General features: G+C 62.1%; 18 protein-coding genes and 2 pseudogenes. 17 read left to right on the top strand and 3 right to left on the bottom strand.

The window, feature by feature from the left end; genetic code table 11:
• Positions 1 to 188 precede the first annotated feature (188 nt).
• From gntR to VKR55_RS15120, 4 genes are all read left to right on the top strand, one after another.
• Positions 189 to 1,217 (top strand): HTH-type transcriptional regulator GntR, encoded by a 1,029-nt coding sequence (gene gntR / locus VKR55_RS15135; protein WP_324404704.1) that lies wholly within the window; start codon positions 189 to 191, stop codon positions 1,215 to 1,217.
• Positions 1,218 to 1,420: 203 nt separating this feature from the next.
• Positions 1,421 to 3,250: an IlvD/Edd family dehydratase gene (locus VKR55_RS15130; RefSeq protein ID WP_324404703.1), complete on the top strand. Its 1,830-nt coding sequence runs from the start codon at positions 1,421 to 1,423 to the stop codon at positions 3,248 to 3,250.
• A gap of 121 nt (positions 3,251 to 3,371) precedes the next feature.
• Positions 3,372 to 4,106 (top strand): SDR family oxidoreductase, encoded by a 735-nt coding sequence (locus VKR55_RS15125; protein ID WP_324404702.1) that lies wholly within the window; start codon positions 3,372 to 3,374, stop codon positions 4,104 to 4,106.
• A gap of 135 nt (positions 4,107 to 4,241) precedes the next feature.
• Complete coding sequence (locus VKR55_RS15120) at positions 4,242 to 4,994, top strand: SDR family NAD(P)-dependent oxidoreductase (protein ID WP_324404701.1); 753 nt, start codon at positions 4,242 to 4,244, stop codon at positions 4,992 to 4,994.
• 447 nt (positions 4,995 to 5,441) lie between these two features.
• On the opposite strand, the gene VKR55_RS15115 is transcribed toward VKR55_RS15120, so the two are convergent.
• A complete protein-coding gene (locus VKR55_RS15115) occupies positions 5,442 to 6,008 on the bottom strand; it encodes a hypothetical protein (RefSeq protein WP_324404700.1) in 567 nt (188 codons plus the stop codon).
• A 167-nt stretch (positions 6,009 to 6,175) separates the two neighbouring features.
• On the opposite strand from VKR55_RS15115, the gene VKR55_RS15110 reads away from it, so the two are divergent.
• The 4 genes from VKR55_RS15110 to VKR55_RS15095 are packed head-to-tail and all read left to right on the top strand — an operon-like array spanning position 6,176 to position 8,950.
• The gene (locus tag VKR55_RS15110; protein WP_324404699.1) at positions 6,176 to 7,339 is read left to right on the top strand and encodes a serine hydrolase domain-containing protein; all 1,164 of its coding nucleotides are present in this window, start codon (positions 6,176 to 6,178) and stop codon (positions 7,337 to 7,339) included.
• A gap of 23 nt (positions 7,340 to 7,362) precedes the next feature.
• A complete protein-coding gene (locus VKR55_RS15105; protein ID WP_324404698.1) occupies positions 7,363 to 7,755 on the top strand; it encodes a GFA family protein in 393 nt (130 codons plus the stop codon).
• A gap of 48 nt (positions 7,756 to 7,803) precedes the next feature.
• On the top strand, positions 7,804 to 8,484 hold the full coding sequence (locus VKR55_RS15100; protein WP_324404697.1) for a site-2 protease family protein: 681 nt from the start codon (positions 7,804 to 7,806) through the stop codon (positions 8,482 to 8,484).
• A 49-nt stretch (positions 8,485 to 8,533) separates the two neighbouring features.
• Entirely contained in the window at positions 8,534 to 8,950 is a 417-nt protein-coding gene (locus tag VKR55_RS15095; RefSeq protein WP_324404744.1) for a hypothetical protein, read from the top strand.
• Between the two features lie 127 nt (positions 8,951 to 9,077).
• On the opposite strand, the gene VKR55_RS15090 is transcribed toward VKR55_RS15095, so the two are convergent.
• Positions 9,078 to 9,539, bottom strand: coding sequence for a MarR family winged helix-turn-helix transcriptional regulator (locus VKR55_RS15090; protein ID WP_324404696.1), 462 nt, complete (start codon positions 9,537 to 9,539; stop codon positions 9,078 to 9,080).
• Between the two features lie 176 nt (positions 9,540 to 9,715).
• On the opposite strand from VKR55_RS15090, the gene VKR55_RS15085 reads away from it, so the two are divergent.
• From VKR55_RS15085 to VKR55_RS15070, 4 genes are all read left to right on the top strand, one after another.
• On the top strand, positions 9,716 to 10,891 hold the full coding sequence (locus tag VKR55_RS15085) for an efflux RND transporter periplasmic adaptor subunit (RefSeq protein WP_324404695.1): 1,176 nt from the start codon (positions 9,716 to 9,718) through the stop codon (positions 10,889 to 10,891).
• Positions 10,888 to 14,046: an efflux RND transporter permease subunit gene (locus VKR55_RS15080; RefSeq protein WP_324404694.1), complete on the top strand. Its 3,159-nt coding sequence runs from the start codon at positions 10,888 to 10,890 to the stop codon at positions 14,044 to 14,046. The genes VKR55_RS15085 and VKR55_RS15080 overlap by 4 nt, the downstream gene beginning before the upstream one ends.
• 164 nt (positions 14,047 to 14,210) lie before the next feature.
• Positions 14,211 to 14,792: an invasion associated locus B family protein gene (locus tag VKR55_RS15075; protein WP_414642380.1), complete on the top strand. Its 582-nt coding sequence runs from the start codon at positions 14,211 to 14,213 to the stop codon at positions 14,790 to 14,792.
• A gap of 52 nt (positions 14,793 to 14,844) precedes the next feature.
• On the top strand, positions 14,845 to 15,057 hold the full coding sequence (locus VKR55_RS15070) for a hypothetical protein (RefSeq protein WP_324404693.1): 213 nt from the start codon (positions 14,845 to 14,847) through the stop codon (positions 15,055 to 15,057).
• Here VKR55_RS15070 and VKR55_RS15065 read toward each other — a convergent pair.
• Positions 15,050 to 15,946 (bottom strand): alpha/beta fold hydrolase, encoded by an 897-nt coding sequence (locus VKR55_RS15065; RefSeq protein ID WP_324404692.1) that lies wholly within the window; start codon positions 15,944 to 15,946, stop codon positions 15,050 to 15,052. The two genes, VKR55_RS15070 and VKR55_RS15065, sit on opposite strands and share 8 nt — an antisense overlap.
• Before the next feature lie 232 nt (positions 15,947 to 16,178).
• Between VKR55_RS15065 and VKR55_RS15060 the strand changes: the two are divergent.
• From VKR55_RS15060 to VKR55_RS15040, 5 genes and pseudogenes are all read left to right on the top strand, one after another.
• A pseudogene (locus VKR55_RS15060) lies at positions 16,179 to 16,580 on the top strand (ABATE domain-containing protein); the annotation flags it as partial.
• 63 nt (positions 16,581 to 16,643) lie between these two features.
• A pseudogene (locus tag VKR55_RS15055) lies at positions 16,644 to 16,970 on the top strand (MFS transporter); the annotation flags it as partial.
• A gap of 2 nt (positions 16,971 to 16,972) precedes the next feature.
• The gene (locus tag VKR55_RS15050) at positions 16,973 to 17,263 is read left to right on the top strand and encodes a tautomerase family protein (RefSeq protein WP_324404691.1); all 291 of its coding nucleotides are present in this window, start codon (positions 16,973 to 16,975) and stop codon (positions 17,261 to 17,263) included.
• 53 nt (positions 17,264 to 17,316) lie between these two features.
• Positions 17,317 to 17,532 carry a tautomerase family protein gene (locus VKR55_RS15045; RefSeq protein ID WP_324404690.1) on the top strand — a complete coding sequence of 72 codons (216 nt, stop codon included), beginning with the start codon at positions 17,317 to 17,319 and terminating at the stop codon, positions 17,530 to 17,532.
• Positions 17,525 to 17,662: an SDR family oxidoreductase gene (locus VKR55_RS15040; RefSeq protein WP_324404689.1), complete on the top strand. Its 138-nt coding sequence runs from the start codon at positions 17,525 to 17,527 to the stop codon at positions 17,660 to 17,662. Before VKR55_RS15045 ends, VKR55_RS15040 begins: the two co-directional genes overlap by 8 nt.
• Positions 17,663 to 17,683 lie beyond the last annotated feature (21 nt).

Here is a 17,683-nt window from a genome sequence, read left to right as displayed (position 1 = left end):
CGCCTGACAGTTCCAGCCATTTTTCGTGTTCTTGCTTCCTCGGACGTCCGCCTTCAAGGCGAAGCCCGGCCGAACAGGTTGTTATTGTCGGCAGTTTATACGGTTTTGGCAATCGTTCGATTAGCAATCGGCTGGTAGCGCTGTCAACATGACCTTGTTCCGGCGGCTTTCTGTGATATCAGCGGCGGATGGGACGAAAACCCGCGAAACCCGGCAAGATCAGGCTCACCGAGGTCGCCAAGCTCGCCGGTGTCAGCCCGATAACGGCGTCGCGCTTCTTTCGAAACCCGGAAGCGGTATCGGCGGGAAAGCGCGTGCGTGTCGAGAGTGCCGCGAAGGAACTGGGCTATGTGCCCAATCTTGCCGCGCGTGCGCTGGCCTCGCAGCGCACGGAGGTGATCGCCGTTCTGATTCCCTCGCTCACCAACAACGTGTTTTCGGACGTGCTGCGCGGGATCTACGACGCGCTCGACGGCAGCCGCTACTCGATCCAGCTCGCCAATACGCATTACAGCATCCTGCAGGAAGAAACGCTGCTCCGTCTCTTTTTGGCACAGAAGCCGGCCGGACTGATCGTGACGGGGGTCAATCAAACCGCCGAGTCGCGCGCGATCCTGGAACAGGTGGATTGCCCGGTGGTCCAGATCATGGAGATCGGCCCCGCGCCGGTCGACATGATGATCGGCTTTTCGCATTTTGATGCGGCAAACGCCGCGATTTCCCACCTGCTCGAACAGGGATACGGGCAGATCGGTTTCCTCGGGGCGCGCATGGATCCAAGGGTGCAGCGCAGGCTCGAAGGGTATCAGGCTGCCATGAGCAAAGCGGGCCTGTTCGATCCGCGGCTGATCGTGACCACGGCGGTGCCGACCTCGGTGACGCTGGGCGGTGCGCTGTTCGCCGACCTGCTCGCCAAGGCGCCCGATATCGAAGCGGTGTTTTGCGTCAACGACGACCTTGCGCTGGGAGCGCTGTTCGAATGCAAGCGCCGGCACATGTCGGTTCCGCAGCAGATGGCCATCGTCGGCTTCAACGATCTCGAATTCATGTCATCCAGTGTTCCCACGCTGACCAGCGTGCGGACCAACCGTTATGAGATGGGCAAGAACGCCGCGACCATGGTGATGGAAGCACTCGACGGCAGACGGCCCGAGCAGCCGGTCGTCGACCTCGGATACAGCATCATCAAGCGGCAGAGCTCGACGCGACGAATTTAAAGTCGTCGCGATGTCACGACATCGCGAGCAATGACGAAAAGGACAAAATGATAGCGCAACCAAGCTTCTTCAACTAAGGTCCGACCGCCCGGCTGGCGCGCATCGCCGGGTTTGCGCGAGGTCGCGCGCAAGGTAGACACGAGATGAGACATCAGAGCCCCAAAACGGGCCTGAAGGCGAGTTTTGCACGGCGGGAGAAAGCAATGAAGAAACCCCAATCCAACGGGCACGATGCCGGAAGCAGCGGCAAGATCCGCAAGCTCCGCTCCAGCGAATGGTTCGATGATCCCACCAACCCGGGCATGACCGCGCTCTATCTGGAGCGCTACCTCAACTTCGGCCTGACCCGGCAGGAGCTGCAGTCGGGCAAGCCGATCATCGGCATCGCCCAGACCGGCAACGACCTGTCGCCGTGCAACCGCCACCATCTCGAACTTGCCCACCGCGTCCGTGAAGGCATTCGCGAGGCCGGCGGCATCGCGATGGAGTTTCCGACTCATCCGATCCAGGAAACCGGAAAACGCCCGACCGCAGCACTTGACCGCAACCTCGCTTATCTCGGCCTCGTCGAGATCCTGTACGGCTATCCGCTCGACGGCGTCGTGCTGACGACCGGCTGCGACAAGACCACGCCGGCCTGCCTGATGGCAGCCGCGACCGTCAACCTTCCGGCGATCGTGCTGTCGGGCGGCCCGATGCTCAATGGCTGGCATGAGGGCCAGCGCGCCGGCTCCGGAACCATCGTCTGGAAGTCGCGCGAGCGGCTGGCCGCGGGTGAAATCGACTACGACCAATTCATCGAGATCGTCGCCTCGTCGGCGCCGTCGGTCGGCCATTGCAACACCATGGGCACGGCCTCGACCATGAACTCGCTCGCCGAGGCGCTCGGCATGTCACTGCCGGGCTGTGCCGCGATCCCCGCGCCCTATCGCGAGCGCGGCCAGATCGCCTACGAGACCGGCAAGCGCATCGTCGAGATGGTCTGGAAAGACTTGAAGCCCTCGGACATCCTGACCCGCAAGGCGTTCGAGAACTGCATCGTGATCAATTCCGCGATCGGCGGCTCGACCAATGCGCCGATCCATATCAACGCGCTGGCCCGCCATATCGGCGTGGAGCTCAAGATCGACGACTGGCAGAAGCACGGCCACGACGTGCCCCTCCTCGTCAACATGCAGCCGGCCGGCTTCTATCTTGGCGAGGAATATCACCGAGCCGGCGGCGTGCCGGCTGTGGTGCGCGAGTTGATGAAGCACAAGCGCATCCATGAGGACGCCATCACTGTCAACGGCAAGACCATGGGCGAGAATTGCCGCGAGGCGCCCAAGCCCGACGGCGACGTGATCTGGAGCTACGACAAGCCCTTGGTGAAGGATGCGGGCTTCCTGGTGCTGCGCGGCAATCTCTTCGATTCCGCGATCATGAAGACCAGCGTGATCTCGAAGGAGTTTCGCGATCGCTATCTGAGCAACCCGAAGGACCCGAATGCCTTCGAGGGCCGTGCCATCGTGTTCGAGGGACCGGAGGATTATCACGAGCGGATCGACGATCCAGCGCTGAAGATCGACGAGCATTGCATGCTCTTTATTCGCGGCACCGGGCCGATCGGCTATCCCGGCGGCGCCGAGGTCGTGAACATGCAGCCGCCGGCGGCACTGATCAAACGCGGGATCTTGTCGCTGCCCTGCATCGGCGACGGCCGCCAGTCCGGCACCTCGGGCTCGCCCTCGATCCTCAATGCCTCGCCGGAAGCGGCCGCCAATGGCGGGCTTGCGATCCTCAGGACCGGCGACAAGGTCCGCATCGACCTCAACAAGGGCTCTGCCAACATCCTGATCAGCGATGCCGAGATCGAGCAGCGCCATGCCGAGCTGAAGGCCAAGGGCGGCTTCCCCCACCCGGTCAATCAGACGCCGTGGCAGGAGCTCTATCGAACCACTGTGGGCCAGCATTCAACCGGCGCCTGCATGGAGCTCGCGACGCGCTACCAGGACATCGCCAGCAAGTTCGGCGTGGCGCGGGATAATCACTGACCCTCCCGACTGTCATTGCCGGGCTTGACCCGGCAATCCATCGCTCTTCAAAAGATGGATACGCGGGTCAAGCCCGCGTATGACACCGAGGAACATTCCGAGAAATTGAGGGAAGATAAGTATGTCAGACCGCCTCAAGGGCAAACGCGCGTTCGTGACCGCGGCTGCCGCCGGCATCGGCCGCGCCTGTGCGGTTGCCTTCGCGCGCGAGGGCGCAAGCGTGTTCGCGACCGATGTCGATGAAAAAGGGCTCGTCACGCTCAGGAGCGAAGGAGTTGCCGAGGTCGCAAGGCTCGATGCGCGCGACAGTGCCGCGGTCGCCGCCATGGCGAAGCGGGTCGGCAAGGTCGATGTCCTGCTCAATGCCGCGGGCTTCGTGCACAACGGCACAATCCTCGACTGCTCCGACGAGGACTTCGACTTTTCCTTCGACCTCAACGTCAAATCGATGCACCGCACGATCCGCGCGTTCCTGCCCCTGATGCTGGAAGGCGGCGGCGGCTCGATCGTGAATATCGCTTCGGCCGCGGGCGTGGTGAAGGCTGCGCCGAACCGCTACGTCTATGGCGCAACCAAGGCCGCGGTCGCGGCGCTCACGCGTTCGGTCGCCTGCGATTTCGTCAGTCAGCGCATCCGTTGCAACTGTATTTGTCCCGGCACCATCGAGACCCCGTCGATGCTGCAGCGCGCGGCAGCCGCCGGTCCCGGCGGGCGCGAGATGTTCGTGTCGCGCCAGCCGATGGGCCGCCTCGGCACCGCGGAAGAGATCGCTGCGCTCGCACTCTACCTCGCCAGCGACGAGAGCGCGTTCACGACCGGTGTCGCGCATGTCATCGACGGCGGTTGGACGCTTTGACGTCGTTCCGGGGCGCGCGGCACGCGCGAACTCTGATGTGCAATTGCACATCTGAGAACCTCGAGATTCCGGGTTCGATGCTTCGCATCGCCCCGGAATGACCACGACAAACAATTCGGTTCGGGACTAAGAATCATGGCCAAGAACAAGATCGATCTCAACGGCAGAATCGCCGTCGTCACCGGTGGCGCGCAGGGTTTCGGCCGCGCCATTACCGAGCGCTTCGTCGAATCCGGCGCGAAGGTCGCGATCTGGGATTTCGACCACGCGCTCGCCGAAAAGACGGCCAAGGAAATCGGTAACGCCGTCTCGCCGTTCAAGGTCGACGTCAGCGACGCCGCGGCGGTCGAGGCCACGCGCGACGCGACGCTGAAGGCGTTCGGCAGGATCGATATCCTCGTCAACAATGCCGGCATTGCCGGGATCAACAAGACGGTGTGGGACACTGATCTCGACGAATGGCGCAGGGTGCTGCGCATCAATCTTGACGGCCCCTTCATCTGCTGCAGGGCGATCGTGCCGACCATGATTGGCCAGAAATATGGCCGCATCGTCAACATCGCCTCGATCGCCGGTAAGGAAGGCAATCCCAACGCCGCGCATTACTCGGCCTCCAAGGCCGGGCTGATTGCGCTGACCAAATCGCTCGGCAAGGAGCTGGCTGCGCACGACATCATGGTCAACGCGGTGACGCCGGCTGCGGCCAAGACCGCGATCTTCGACCAGCTCACCCAGCAGCACATCGACTTCATGCTGTCGAAGATTCCGAAGAACCGCTTCGTGCTGGTCGAGGAACTGGCCGCGATGGTGGCGTGGCTTTCGTCGGAGGACTGCTCGTTCTCGACCGGAGCGGTGTTCGACATCTCCGGTGGACGCGCGACGTACTAGGGCGTGATGAGTTTTGGTTGAATCGGCTTGCCGCGAACTTTGGTTCACCTCTCCCCGGTGGGGAGAGGTCGGATTGCGAAGCAATCCGGGTGAGGGGCCTTTGCTCTCATGATGGACCTTAACCGCTCACCCGATTTGCTGCGCAAATCGACCTCTCCCGTTGGGAGAGGTGCAGACCTCCGAGTGTCGCCAGATCCAATCTAACTTCATCACGCTTTAGGACATGTGCTCCGGATGGTTGGCTTTCGAGGGCAAGGCGGACGCGCGGGGGACGATTTGGAATGTCGTCTCTTGACCCGGCTTGGACTTGCTTAATTGCTTGAGGCTTATCGCCGCCTTTGCGCCTTGCCCCCGACAGATGTCGCTTGAGGCAAAAAGGCTCCTCAATGCCGGCATTGTCTTGCATCTGTAGGCTCGCTTGTGAGTAAACGCTCTGGGACGTGAAGATTAGGAGGGCTTTGCTTTTGCCCTGTCGAGAAATGGTCTCCAGGACAGCGCCTCGCCCCTCGCCTCGTCGAGATTTCCGTTCTCCAGGAGCCTTCCGACGCTGCTGAAATACTCACAAAGGAATGAGGCGTCCGGCAACTCGTAGACGCGCTCGCCAGGAACCCACACCTCGAATTTCCGCGCGGCGATCAGGACGGACATGATGGCAGGCCTCAGATCGCGCGCGTTGTCCGGCCATCCCGGCGGAGCGGTTCGGGTCTTGAGCCCATCAGAGAGGCTGCGAAATCTGTAGCCGAGACTACGGAGCTCGAAGGCCCTTCGTTCGCCTGCCCTTCGGACCGACATTTCCAGGGAAACGCCGATCACGAGCCCGGTCATGAAGACCAACGCGAATTTGAACCAGGGCTGTTCACCGACTGCGACGAGATGATCCGAAATGGCCGCGGCGAGCGCATTGGGCTCGGTGAAGACATTTGCCGCGAGCCATCTTTCAAGAGTCGTGCCGACGAGAGGGATCAGCAGCAGCCCCCAGATCCCGAACAGCAGTGCTTTGAGCCATTTGAACATGGATCGCTATTGGCTAGCACACCGAAGCGGCTCGTTCGAGAGATTGCGATCCACTGGATGATCGCGCATTACGGGTTCCGCGCTGCGTCATACGCGCGGTATGATCAGGTGCGATCATCCGGCCGAGGGGCGCCCTCGCTTGAGAGGGCTTTTAGGGGCATCACACCATGACATTGCCGCGCCGAGACTTTTTCAAGCTTGCGGCGGGCGCTTGCGCGTTGCCTGCGTTGTCGCCCGGCTCCGCGCTCGCGCAGCTCGCCCCGCATCCGGCAGCGGTTGATGAGCCGACGGCACCGGAACGCGCCGCGATGGCGCGGCTGGCGCGGGCCTTCATGACGAAATATGACGTTCCCGCGCTGTCATTTGCCGTCGGCTATGCCGGCACGATCGTGCACAAGGACGCCTTTGGGCTCGCCGACCGCGAGAGCAACGAGGCGGCAACGCCCGCGCATCGCTTCCGCATCGCCAGCGTCACCAAGATGATCACCTCGGCCGCGATCTTCTCCCTGATCGAGCAGGGCCACGCCAGATTGCCCGACAAGGTGTTCGGCCCCACCGCCCTCCTCGGCACCGACTACGGGCAGCCGCCCTTTAGCGCCGGGATCGACGCGATCACGCTGGAGCATCTCTTGACGCACACCGCCGGCGGCTGGACCAACGACAACCGCGACCCCATGTTCACGCATCCAAAGATGAACCACGCCGAGCTGATCGCCTGGACGCTCGCCAACCGGCCGCTCGATCGTCCGCCGGGCCGCCACTACGCCTACTCCAATTTCGGCTATTGCGTGCTCGGGCGCGTGATCGAGAAGCTGACCGGCCAGCCCTATGCCGAGTATGTGCGGGCCGAGGTGCTCGGCCGCTGCGGCGTCACCGACATGAGCATCGGGAGGAATTTGCTCGAGCGCCGCCAGCCCCATGAGGTCAAATATTACGGCCAAGGCGGCGGCGATCCCTACGGCATGAATGTGCGACGGATGGATTCTCATGGTGGCTGGATCGCGCGGCCCGCGGACATCGTGCAGTTCCTGATGCATGTCGACGGCTACGCCAAGCCGCCTAATATCCTGAAACCCCGGACCATCCAGACCATGACCACCGCATCCGCGGCCAATCCTGGCTACGCCAAGGGCTTTTGCATCAACAAGTACGACAATTGGTGGCACACCGGCGCCCTGCCCGGCACGACCACGATTGCCGTGCGCACCCATGGCGGCTTCTGCTGGGCGGCCTTCACCAACACCCGCCGCGAGAATTCAAAGATCGATGACGACCTCGACCAGCTCAACTGGAATATGGTCGGCGAGGTCAAGAGCTGGCACGTGGCGTGAGCCAAGAGGCAGGGCGAGGCGAGATGATAAGAGAAGGTGGTTGCCTGTGCGGCGCCGTCCGCTTCAAGGTGGAGGGAGAGCCGATCAATGTACGCATCTGCCATTGCCGCAATTGCCAGAAGGCGATGGGCTCGCCGTTCTTTGCCCGCGCGGCGTTCGACCAGCGTGCACTCACCATCGAGGGCGAGACGGCGCGCTTCCCGACCTCCGAGCGGATTGATCGGGTGTTTTGCACCCGCTGCGGGACACGGCTGTTTTCCTGGCGGCGGGATGGTTCGGTCGCCGGCGTGGCGCTGGCCGCCTTCGACGACCGGCATGCCTTCGCGCCGACCGAGCACATCTGGGTTTCGGAAAAGATGGGGTGGGTCAAGTTCGATGACGCCCTGCCGCAATACCCGGAAGGCATCCCTTCGTGACCCAAGCATGCTAGCCTTCCAAAACCCGAGAACCGCTGGATACTCCCCTTGAACCCCTTGCTTTACGGCTTCTCCGTTTGGGTGCTGCCGCTGGTCTTCGCCATCACCTTCCACGAGGCGGCGCACGGCTTTGTCGCGCATCGGCTCGGCGACGACACCGCCTATAATCTTGGCCGGGTCAGCTTCAATCCGATCCGGCATATCGATCCGTTCGGGACCTTGATGCTGCCGGCGATGCTGCTGCTCGCCCATTCGCCGTTCCTGTTCGGCTACGCCAAGCCGGTTCCGGTGAATTTCCGCGCCCTGCGCGAACCGCGGATCGGCATGATCCTGGTCGCGCTGGCGGGGCCGGCCACCAATATCCTGCTGGCGCTGATCGCAGCAGGAGCGCTGCATTTGCTGCCGCTTGCGCCTGAAAACTACGCCCAATGGGTGTTCGACAACCTCAGGAACGCGATCCTCATCAATGTCGTGCTCGCGGTCTTCAACATGATGCCGATCCCGCCGCTCGATGGCGGGCGCGTGGCGGTCGGTATCCTGCCACGGCCGCTCGCCCTGCCGCTCGCGCGGCTGGAACCGTTCGGAATGTTGATCCTGATAGCGATTTTGATCCTGCTGCCCTTGGCGGGCTCGCAGTTCGGTCTAAATGTTGATGTTATCTCTGCCATACTTCGGAAAGCGACCGATACGATCATTCGCTTCATTCTTTTGTTAACCGGTAACGCCTGATGGCGGGGCGCGAAGGGAACCCGAGGGGCACTTGGTCAAGGCTGCGGATATGCTGATTGCGCGACGGGCCGATACGAGGGCACGCGCGGATTTTGCGACTTGGAAGATGATGGCCAAGCTCAATGGCGCCTCCGCGCTGCCGGCCGAGGCCCATACCTTCCTCGCAAGCTACAAGAAGCTGCTCGGCGAAATGCCGGAGGGGGAGGCTACCGAAGCCACCATCATCCTGCTCTACAAGGCCTATTATTCCGAGATGGGCGGCGTCGGTACCCCGCCCGATGTGCGCCCACGGCAGGCCGAGCCTGCGCGGAACAACGTCACCGCCTTCCGCCGTCCCCCGTCCCGCCCCGCCAAGCCGCCAGGCCCGGTCCCTTTCAACCCCAACGCCAAGCCGCAGCTTCCCGTGATGCTGATCTTCGCCGGCCTCGTCGTGGTTTATGTCGGGATCAGGTATTTCTGGGGTTAGCAGACCTGCTGGCGCAACCCGTTCTCCGCGTAACGGAAGCCGTCCGCGCTATTTGCCACCGCTGAAAGTGACGGCCAGGCTGGCGCTGAAGGTGTCTTCGGTCGCGCATCAAGCGTTGTGCCGCGCGTTATTTCGCCGCGATGCGATCGCTCTGCTCGGACAGCGCCTTGATGCGATCCTTGATCGCGCGCAGCGCATCAAGGCTGGTTTGCATCGCTTCCCTGGAGAGATCCTGCATCACGTCGGTCGCGATCGCATCGCGAAGGCTGTCGAGATCGTCGACGAGCTGCTTGCCGCTCGCGGTCAGGAACAGGCGGTTGGCGCGGCGGTCCTTTGGATCGTGGCGCCGCTCGAGCAGGCCTTGCTCGACCAGACGATCGAGCAGCCGCACCAGCGAGATCGGCTGCAGCTCGAGCACCTCGGCAAGATCGACCTGCGAGAGGCCTTCTTTCTGGCGCAGCCGAAACAGCACGATCCATTGCGCGCGCGTCGTGCCGCGGCCCTTGGCGCGATTGTCGATGAAGTTGCGCAAGAGCCTCGAGCTCTCCACGAGCTGCGCGACAAGCTGGCGTTTCAGGTCCAGCGACATAGCTCAGGTGGTCCCCTCAACCTTGCGGATTCTTTAGGATTCTCAAGTTATAGTGTGTTTACACATTAATTGCATGCATACTATAGGTGTAGATGCTGGAACCGATTTGAAGAGCCGTCATTCTTTTTTCTTTCACCTCGGACCAGCCAACACTCTTTCATGTCGCGTGAGTCATTATGAAAAAGTCGCGGGCAATCGGCTGGATTCTATTTGTCGCGGTTGTCGCGGGCGGAAGCTATTACACTTGGCACCGGTTCTACGGCCCTGAAGCCATCGCCAAGCGCGAGGCCGCCCAGAAGGCGGCGGCGCAGCGGCCGGCCATTCCCGTCAGCATCGCCGAGGTGGAAAAGGCGGAGTTCCCGGTTTATCTGACCGGCCTTGGCACGGTTCAGGCCTTCAACACCGTCGTTGTGCGGACGCGCGTCGACGGCGAGATCGACAAGATCGCCTTCCAGGAGGGCCAGACGGTCAAGCAGGGCGAGCTGCTCGCCGAGATCGACCCCCGCCCCTACCAGGCGACGCTCGACCAGGCCAAGGCCAAGAAGGCCCAGGACGAGGCCAACCTCGCCAACGCCAATCTCGATCTGCAGCGCTACACCAAGCTCGGCGAGTTCGCCACGCGCCAGCAGACCGACACCCAGCGCTCGACCGTGGCGCAGTTGACCGCGCAGATCGCGGCGGATGACGCCGCCATCGCCAACGCCCAGACCCAGTTCGACTACACCCAGGTCAAATCGCCGATCTCCGGCGTGGTCGGCCTGCGTCAGGTCGACGTCGGCAACATCGTCAACGCCGCGACCCAGACCGGCATCGTCACCGTCACCCAGATCGAGCCGATTACCATCATCTTCACTGCGCCCGAAGAGCAATTGCCTGATATCAGCGAAGCGCAGAAGGTGGCGCCGCTGAAGGTGATCGCCATCACGACCGACGGCAAGAAGCCGCTCGCGGAAGGCCATCTTGCCGTGATCAACAATCAGGTCGACACGACGAGCGGGACGATCCGGCTGAAGGCGGTATTCGACAACAAGGACCACACGCTGTGGCCGGGCCAGTCGGTCTCGACGCGGCTCCTGGTGAAGACGTTGAAGGATGCGACCGTGGTTCCGGATGACGCCATTCAGCACGGCACCAATGGTCTCTATGCCTACGCGGTCGGCTCCGACAACAAGGCGGAGCTGCGCAATGTCAAAGTCAGCCAGTCCATCGATGGACGCAGCGTGATCGAAGAAGGATTGAAGCCGGGAGACCGCGTCATCACGGGCGGGCAGTTCAAGGTCCAGCCGGGTGCGCTGGTGACCACGGCGGTGGCAAGCTCGTCTCCGGCGCCAGGCAAGGTCAAACCGGAATGAACGGCCAAACCGCCGACAAAGGCAAAGGCATTTCGGCGCCCTTCATCCGCTTTCCCATCGGCACCTCGCTGTTGATGGCGGGTATCCTTTTCGTCGGTCTTGTCGCCTATCCGCAACTGCCCGTCGCGCCGCTGCCGCAGGTCGACTTCCCGACCATCCAGATCACCGCGACCCTGCCGGGCGCGAGCCCCGAGACGATGGCCTCCTCCGTGGCCCAGCCGCTGGAGCGGCAGTTCGCGCAGATCCCAGGCATCGCGCAGATGACCTCGACGAGCTATCTCGGCACGGCCTCCGTGACGATCCAGTTCGATCTCAATCGGAATATCGATGGCGCCGCCAATGACGTGCAGGGCGCGATCAACGCCGCCAGCGGGCAACTCCCGAAAAACCTGCCGTCCCCGCCGACCTACCGCAAGGTCAACCCGGCGGATGCGCCGATCCTGATTCTGTCGGCAACGTCGGAGGCTTTGCCGCTGACCACGGTCAGTGACGTAGCCGACACCAACCTCGCCCAGCAGATCAGCCAGATTTCCGGCGTCGCCCAGGTCTTCATCGCCGGCCAGCAGAAACCCTCGATCCGCATCCAGGTCGATCCGGCCAAGCTCGTCGCCAAGGGCCTGTCGCTCGAGGATGTCCGAAACCAGATTGCACTGAGCACCGTCGACAGTCCGAAGGGCAACATCGACGGCGCGAGGCGGGCCTATACGATCTACGCCAACGACCAGTTGCCCGACGCCGACAAGTGGAACAACGTGATCGTCGCCTACCGTAACGGCGCCCCATTGCGCATCGGTGACATCGGGCATGCGGTGGCGGGTCCCGAAGACGCCAAGCAGGCCGCCTGGGCCAACGGCAAGCGCGGCGTTTTCCTGGTGGTGTTCAAGCAGCCGGGCGCCAACGTCATCGACACCGTCGACAAAGTCAAATCGCTGCTGCCGCGGCTGGTGGCCGGGATTCCGCAGGCGATCCACGTCCAGATCATGTCCGACCGGACCCAGACCATCCGCGCGGCCGTGACGGATGTGCAATTCACGCTGCTCGTGACCATTTTCCTCGTGGTCACGGTGATCTTCATCTTCCTGCGCAGCTTCTGGGCGACGGTGATCCCGGCGGTGACAGTGCCGCTCGCGCTCCTCGGCGCCTGCGCGCTGATGTGGGTGTTCGGCTATACGCTCGACAATCTCTCGCTGATGGCGCTGACGATCGCGGTCGGCTTCGTGGTCGACGACGCCATCGTGATGCTGGAGAACATATCGCGCTACATCGAGGAGGGCGAACGTCCGCTGGCCGCCGCCTTCAAGGGCGCGAGCGAAATCGGGTTCACCATCGTCTCGATCAGTGTCTCGCTGGTCGCGGTTCTGATTCCGCTCCTGTTGATGGGCGGCATCATCGGCCGGCTGTTCCGCGAGTTCGCGATCGTGCTGGCGATGACCATCTTCGTTTCCATGTTCGTGTCGCTGACGCTGACGCCGATGATGGCCTCGCGCTTCCTGCGCTCGCATCACGACACCCGGCACGGCCGGCTCTATCAATTGAGCGAGCGCGGCTTCGACGCGCTGCTGCGCAGCTACGAGCACGTCCTCGACCTGGCGCTGAGCTGGAAACGCACCACGCTGTTGATCTTCTTCGCGACCCTCGCTTTGTCGGTCTACCTGTTTGTCCTGATCCCGAAGGGATTTTTCCCGCAACAGGACGTCGGTCTGATCACCGCGACCTCGGAAGCCTCGCAGGACATCTCCTTCGAAGCGATGAAGAGCCGTCAGGAGGCGCTCAGCAAGATTGTCATGGAGGATCCCGATGTGGCCACCGTCGCGATGGCGATCGGCGGAAGTGGTCGCGCCGGCAACAACGGCAATCTGTTCATCACCCTGAAGCCGCGCGATCAACGCAAGGCATCCGCCCAGCAGATCATCGCACGGCTGCGGCCGAAGCTCGCGAAGATCGAAGGCGCTCGCCTCTATATGCAGGCGGCGCAAGACGTGCGCCTCGGCGGGCGTCCCACCCGCACCCAGTTCGAGTTCACGCTGCAGGACGCCAACCTCGCCGAGCTCAACGAATGGGCGCCGAAGATTCTTGAAAAGATGCAGACGCTGCCGGAATTGCGCGACGTCGCCACCGACCAGCAGACCCAGGGCACCACGCTGGAGCTGAAGATCAACCGCGACACCGCCTCGCGCTACGGCATCACTCCGCAGCTCATCGACGACACGCTCTATGACGCCTTCGGCCAGCGCCAGGTCACGCAATACTTCACCCAGCTCAACAGCTATCACGTGATCCTGGAGATCCTGCCGCAGCTGCAGGGCAGCCTCGACGCGCTCGACAAGATCTACGTGAAGTCGCCGACAACCGGCGATGAGGTGCCGCTGTCGACCTTTGCGACCTGGACCAGCGATCCGGTCCGCCCGCTCTCGATCAGTCACCAGGGCCAGTTTCCTGCGATCACCATCAGCTTCAACCTCGCCCAGGGCGTGGCGCTGGGACAAGCGACCGGCGCGGTGCAGAAGGCGATGAGCGACCTCGGCGCGCCGGCGACGCTCAATTCAAGCTTCCAGGGCACCGCGCAAGCGTTCCAGCAATCGCTCGGCACGGTGCCGCTCCTGATCATCGCGGCGCTCGTAGTGGTCTACCTGATCCTCGGCATCCTCTACGAAAGCTACATCCACCCCATCACCATTCTGTCCACGCTGCCCTCGGCCGGCGTCGGCGCGCTCGCGATCCTGATGGCCTTCGGCTATGATTTCAGCCTGATCGCACTGATCGGCATTATCCTTTTGATCGGCATCGTGAAGAAGAACGGCATCATGATGGTCGACTTCGCGATCGCGGCCGAGCGCGACGAGCATCTGACGCCGGAGCAATCGATCCGGAAGGCGGCGCTGTTGCGCTTCCGCCCCATTATGATGACGACGATGGCTGCTCTGCTGGGCGGCGTGCCGCTGATGCTCGGCACCGGCACTGGTGCGGAAATCCGCCAGCCGCTCGGTTATGCCATGGTCGGCGGCCTCTTGGTCAGCCAGGCGCTGACGCTGTTCACGACGCCGGTGGTCTATCTCTATCTCGACAAGCTCTCCAATGCCTTTACCCGGTGGGGCCGCTCCAGGGCTGACGACGGGCACGATGACGAGCGCCGCGTCCAGGAAGCCGCCGAGTAGCCGCAGGGTGACTTGACTTTGTTCCCTTGCCGCCGCATCGGAAGGCGTCGCCAAAGCGCGTTGACCTTAAGGAGAGGTCATCGCGCCTTGGCTTCTTATTTGCGCATGATCTCTTCGGAAAACCGCTACACACTTTTCCGGATCATGCGAGTGGGAGCGGTCGCGTGAAAATCATTGCCAGCTTTATAGTCCTTGCTGCTGTCATCTTGCTATGCGGCCCGAGCCAGGTTTCGGCGCAGACGCCGAGGGCCAAGGCCGCGCCGCTCGCCAAGCACGCGCAGGCCACGCCGACAGCGCCTGCGCAATCGACCGAGCCTCAGGCTAACGGAGCACCGCAGCAGCCCGGCTGGGTCCCGCGCTGCGCTTCCGCCAGCCGCGCGGCGCCGCTGGAATGCGCGGTCGAGGAAACCGCGGTGCTGACCAAGACCGGCCAGCTCATCGTGCTGGTCAATATCCGCGTCGCCAGCGACACCCACAAGCCGGTCGCGCTGGTGCAACTGCCGCTCGGACTCAACCTGCCGGTCGGCGCCAAGCTCCAGGTCGATGAAGGCAAGGTCGTCGATCTGCAGATCCAGACCTGCGAACAGCGCGGCTGCTACGCCAACCTGCCTGTCGCCCCTGATCTCCTCGCCGCGCTGCGGACGGGCAAGCAGCTCAAGATCTCGTTCCAGAATCTCGGCAAGGAAACCATCACGATCCCGCTGCCGCTGACCGACTTCGCTGCGGCGTACGACAAGATCAAGTAGGCGCGGCTTCGTCTCGAGGCGGACGCCGGCATCCGAACCCGCCGATCGCGGCATGGACGCGACCGCCCCGCTGCTGGTCGCGACGGCCCGGAAAAGTCTTCGCGATGGCTTTGGCGGTGGCAACGTCCCAGGCATTGAACAGGATGAGCGGATCTCCTCTCTTGTGAAGACCGTGAAACGTCTCGGCGTATTGCTCCTGTGTCTTGGTGTCCATCGCACGCACTCCTGGTCAGAGAACCCTGAAGACGTTGGTGCGTTCAGTTAGGGGCGTGCGTCTTGAACCAGTCCATGATCAGACCGGTGACTTCGGTTTCACGCTCGAGATGAGCGAAGTGCCAGACGTCGGGCAGCATAATATTCTTATATGGCCCCTTGAAGAGAGGCTTAACCGGTTCCGCGTGCTTCGCCGTAAAATCGCTGCTGCCATAAATTGTCAGCGTCGGCGTATGCATCTCGTTCATCGGCAGGCCCGAACGTATCCCATCGCTCAGGCCTCCATAGTATTTGAGCGCTGCCGCCATGCTACCAGGAGAGCTGAGCGTCTCCTTGACCGAACGGATATGCTCGTCATTCTTGAGTGTAGGTGACCACAGCTTCCAGAGATAATCGACCCAGGGAAGTCCCTCGGTATTGACCCGGGATTCAACGCCAGGCATCTGGAAATAAAACACATGGAAGATGGATCGAATGTGATCTGGACTCTGCCAGTTTTTCACAATTGCGATCGGGTGCGCGGTGTTCATGACCACGGCGGCCTTGATCGCCGATGGCGCCGTGGCCAGCGCTTGCCAGATCGCCGTGCCGCCCCAATCCATCCCAGCGACACATGCCTGTCCGTCGTCGCTCAGCGCCGCGATGAGCGCTTCGAGATCCTTGCCCAGCGTGACGGGATCGAACCTTCCATCAGCGGGTATCGCGGTCGGCGCATAGCCACGCAAGAACGGTGACACCGCGCGATATCCCGCATCCGCGAAGACTTGCAGTTGCTTTCGATACGTCCAGGCGTTGTCAGGAAAGCCATGCATGAAAATGACGAGAGGCCCGGCCCCCTGTTCCAGGTAGGCAAACCGCACTCCGTTGGCCTGCACGTATTTCAGGGTGGGTTCGCTACCGCTGGCTTTAGGAGCAGTTGATGCAGTGCTTCGCGTCGTCATCGCCAATCTCCATATTTCGTCGTGTTTAAGTCTCGCATGCCAACCGCAGTCGCGAACTGGCGCTTCGACCACTTGCTGCAAATCCGGGGATGATCTCAGCACCTGCTGTGGTTAATCATCATGGCTGATGTATCACGACAACATCCTTAACATCCTTTCGTTGTCGTCACCAGTATAAATTATTAAGTGGTGTCTCTTGTGTCAACCACCAAAGTCATGATAATCGTGTTGCATGTCTGTCGCCCGAAGACTACCGCCGGTTCCCGCGGAGTTTGCGCTGCTGTATGAGTTCGCGAACTCGCTTGATCTGCGTCGCTTCGCAGAAGGTGGCGCGCCACACAGGGCTGGGGATAAGCTCGCAACGGTCGAGGCGCTTGAGGCGTGGATGCGCGGTCGGGGCCTCCTGGAGAAGGGCGTTAGGCTCAGCCGCAGCGATCATGAGAAGGTGTTAGAGCTCCGCAGCGCATTGCGATCATTCCTCCAGCTCGCACCTCTGAGTCGGTACGCTGGGGCTGACGTAGCGCGACTGAACGCTGCGGCGGCGAACTTCTCTCTCATAGTGGAAGTATCTGAAAGCGTTGGCACCAGATTGCGACCGCAACATCGCAGTGTGTTGAGTGGCCTCGGCGCGATCCTCGCCGACCTTCATCATGCTGCCGAAAGCGCGCTGCGGGACAAGGGATACCCGAACAAGCCGGACCCGGCGAAGGTCAACATACCGATGACGATCCTCACGTTGATCGCCCTGATGACCTTCGGCGTGATGGTTTATGCGCCGCTTGCCGCAGTTCTTGTCGAAATGTTTCCCGCGCGCATCCGTTACACATCCATGTCGTTGCCTTACCACGTCGGCAACGGTTGGTTTGGTGGATTCCTTCCGGCCTCTGTCTTCGCGATTGTTGCTGCCAAAGGCGATATGTACGCTGGCCTCTGGTACCCCATCATCATCGCCGCCGTATCGTTCCTGGTAGCCGCGCTTTTTCTCGACGAGACGAAAGGAGCCGACATCAACCGAAACGACTGATTTTGACCGTCTCGCTTTACGTGGTTCGCTGTCAGAGGGAAAAGATCATGCCATTCATCCAATGTGACATTCGTCGCGGCCGCAGCGAAGCGCAAAAGCGGCAGCTATTTGATAAGATCAACGCCGTGGTTAGTCGCGTCACCGGCGCGCCGACAAGCTCGATCCTCATCCTAATCCGCGAGCATGCGGGGAATCAATTCATGGAAGGCGGTGAGCTGCTTCCCGACTATGTCGCGGGACCTAACGGCGAGGACCTCGCCGGCGAAGCCGCGCTGAAACAACGTTCGAACTGAACGCGAAGAGCGACAGCACCTACTGCCAATCGCGTTCGTCAAGGGAGCAAGACATGCCGTACATCCAGTGCAACATTCAGTCGGGACTATCCGCCGAAAAGAAACGAAACTTGGCGCTTGAGCTTACCAGGGCGGTGCATGAGTCGCTCGGATCGCCGATTCAGTACATCCATGTTGCGGTGACGGAGACCCCCACGGGGCAATTCGTCGAATCAGGCCAGATCGATCTCGCCTACGGTCCAGCCAACCGTGCAACACAACATGGCTGAGCAACATCCCCTCTCTCGCCTTGGCGATCCTGATGATGTTGCCGAGGCTGCGCTGTACCTCGCCTCCAATCGCGCAGCGTGGATCACGGGGATCGTTTTTGACGTCGCCGGCGGCGCAGTGATGGTGTAGTGGCTCATCAACGCACCGCCA

The sequence above is a fragment of the Bradyrhizobium sp. genome (genome assembly GCF_035309285.1).
Lineage (GTDB): Bacteria > Pseudomonadota > Alphaproteobacteria > Rhizobiales > Xanthobacteraceae > Bradyrhizobium.
Note: the sequence above shows the minus strand (reverse complement) of the source record. Positions and strands in the feature narration are given on the sequence as shown.

Bases quoted from the DNA above. Each gene is read 5' to 3' on its own strand.
- gntR (WP_324404704.1), top strand. From the start codon at position 189: ATGGGACGAAAACCCGCGAAACCCGGCAAGATCAGGCTCACCGAGGTC.
- VKR55_RS15130 (WP_324404703.1), top strand. From the start codon at position 1,421: ATGAAGAAACCCCAATCCAACGGGCACGATGCCGGAAGCAGCGGCAAG.
- VKR55_RS15125 (WP_324404702.1), top strand. From the start codon at position 3,372: ATGTCAGACCGCCTCAAGGGCAAACGCGCGTTCGTGACCGCGGCTGCC.
- VKR55_RS15120 (WP_324404701.1), top strand. From the start codon at position 4,242: ATGGCCAAGAACAAGATCGATCTCAACGGCAGAATCGCCGTCGTCACC.
- VKR55_RS15115 (WP_324404700.1), bottom strand. From the start codon at position 6,008: ATGTTCAAATGGCTCAAAGCACTGCTGTTCGGGATCTGGGGGCTGCTG.
- VKR55_RS15110 (WP_324404699.1), top strand. From the start codon at position 6,176: ATGACATTGCCGCGCCGAGACTTTTTCAAGCTTGCGGCGGGCGCTTGC.
- VKR55_RS15105 (WP_324404698.1), top strand. From the start codon at position 7,363: ATGATAAGAGAAGGTGGTTGCCTGTGCGGCGCCGTCCGCTTCAAGGTG.
- VKR55_RS15095 (WP_324404744.1), top strand. From the start codon at position 8,534: ATGCTGATTGCGCGACGGGCCGATACGAGGGCACGCGCGGATTTTGCG.
- VKR55_RS15090 (WP_324404696.1), bottom strand. From the start codon at position 9,539: ATGTCGCTGGACCTGAAACGCCAGCTTGTCGCGCAGCTCGTGGAGAGC.
- VKR55_RS15085 (WP_324404695.1), top strand. From the start codon at position 9,716: ATGAAAAAGTCGCGGGCAATCGGCTGGATTCTATTTGTCGCGGTTGTC.
- VKR55_RS15080 (WP_324404694.1), top strand. From the start codon at position 10,888: ATGAACGGCCAAACCGCCGACAAAGGCAAAGGCATTTCGGCGCCCTTC.
- VKR55_RS15070 (WP_324404693.1), top strand. From the start codon at position 14,845: ATGGACGCGACCGCCCCGCTGCTGGTCGCGACGGCCCGGAAAAGTCTT.
- VKR55_RS15065 (WP_324404692.1), bottom strand. From the start codon at position 15,946: ATGACGACGCGAAGCACTGCATCAACTGCTCCTAAAGCCAGCGGTAGC.
- VKR55_RS15045 (WP_324404690.1), top strand. From the start codon at position 17,317: ATGCCGTACATCCAGTGCAACATTCAGTCGGGACTATCCGCCGAAAAG.
- VKR55_RS15040 (WP_324404689.1), top strand. From the start codon at position 17,525: ATGGCTGAGCAACATCCCCTCTCTCGCCTTGGCGATCCTGATGATGTT.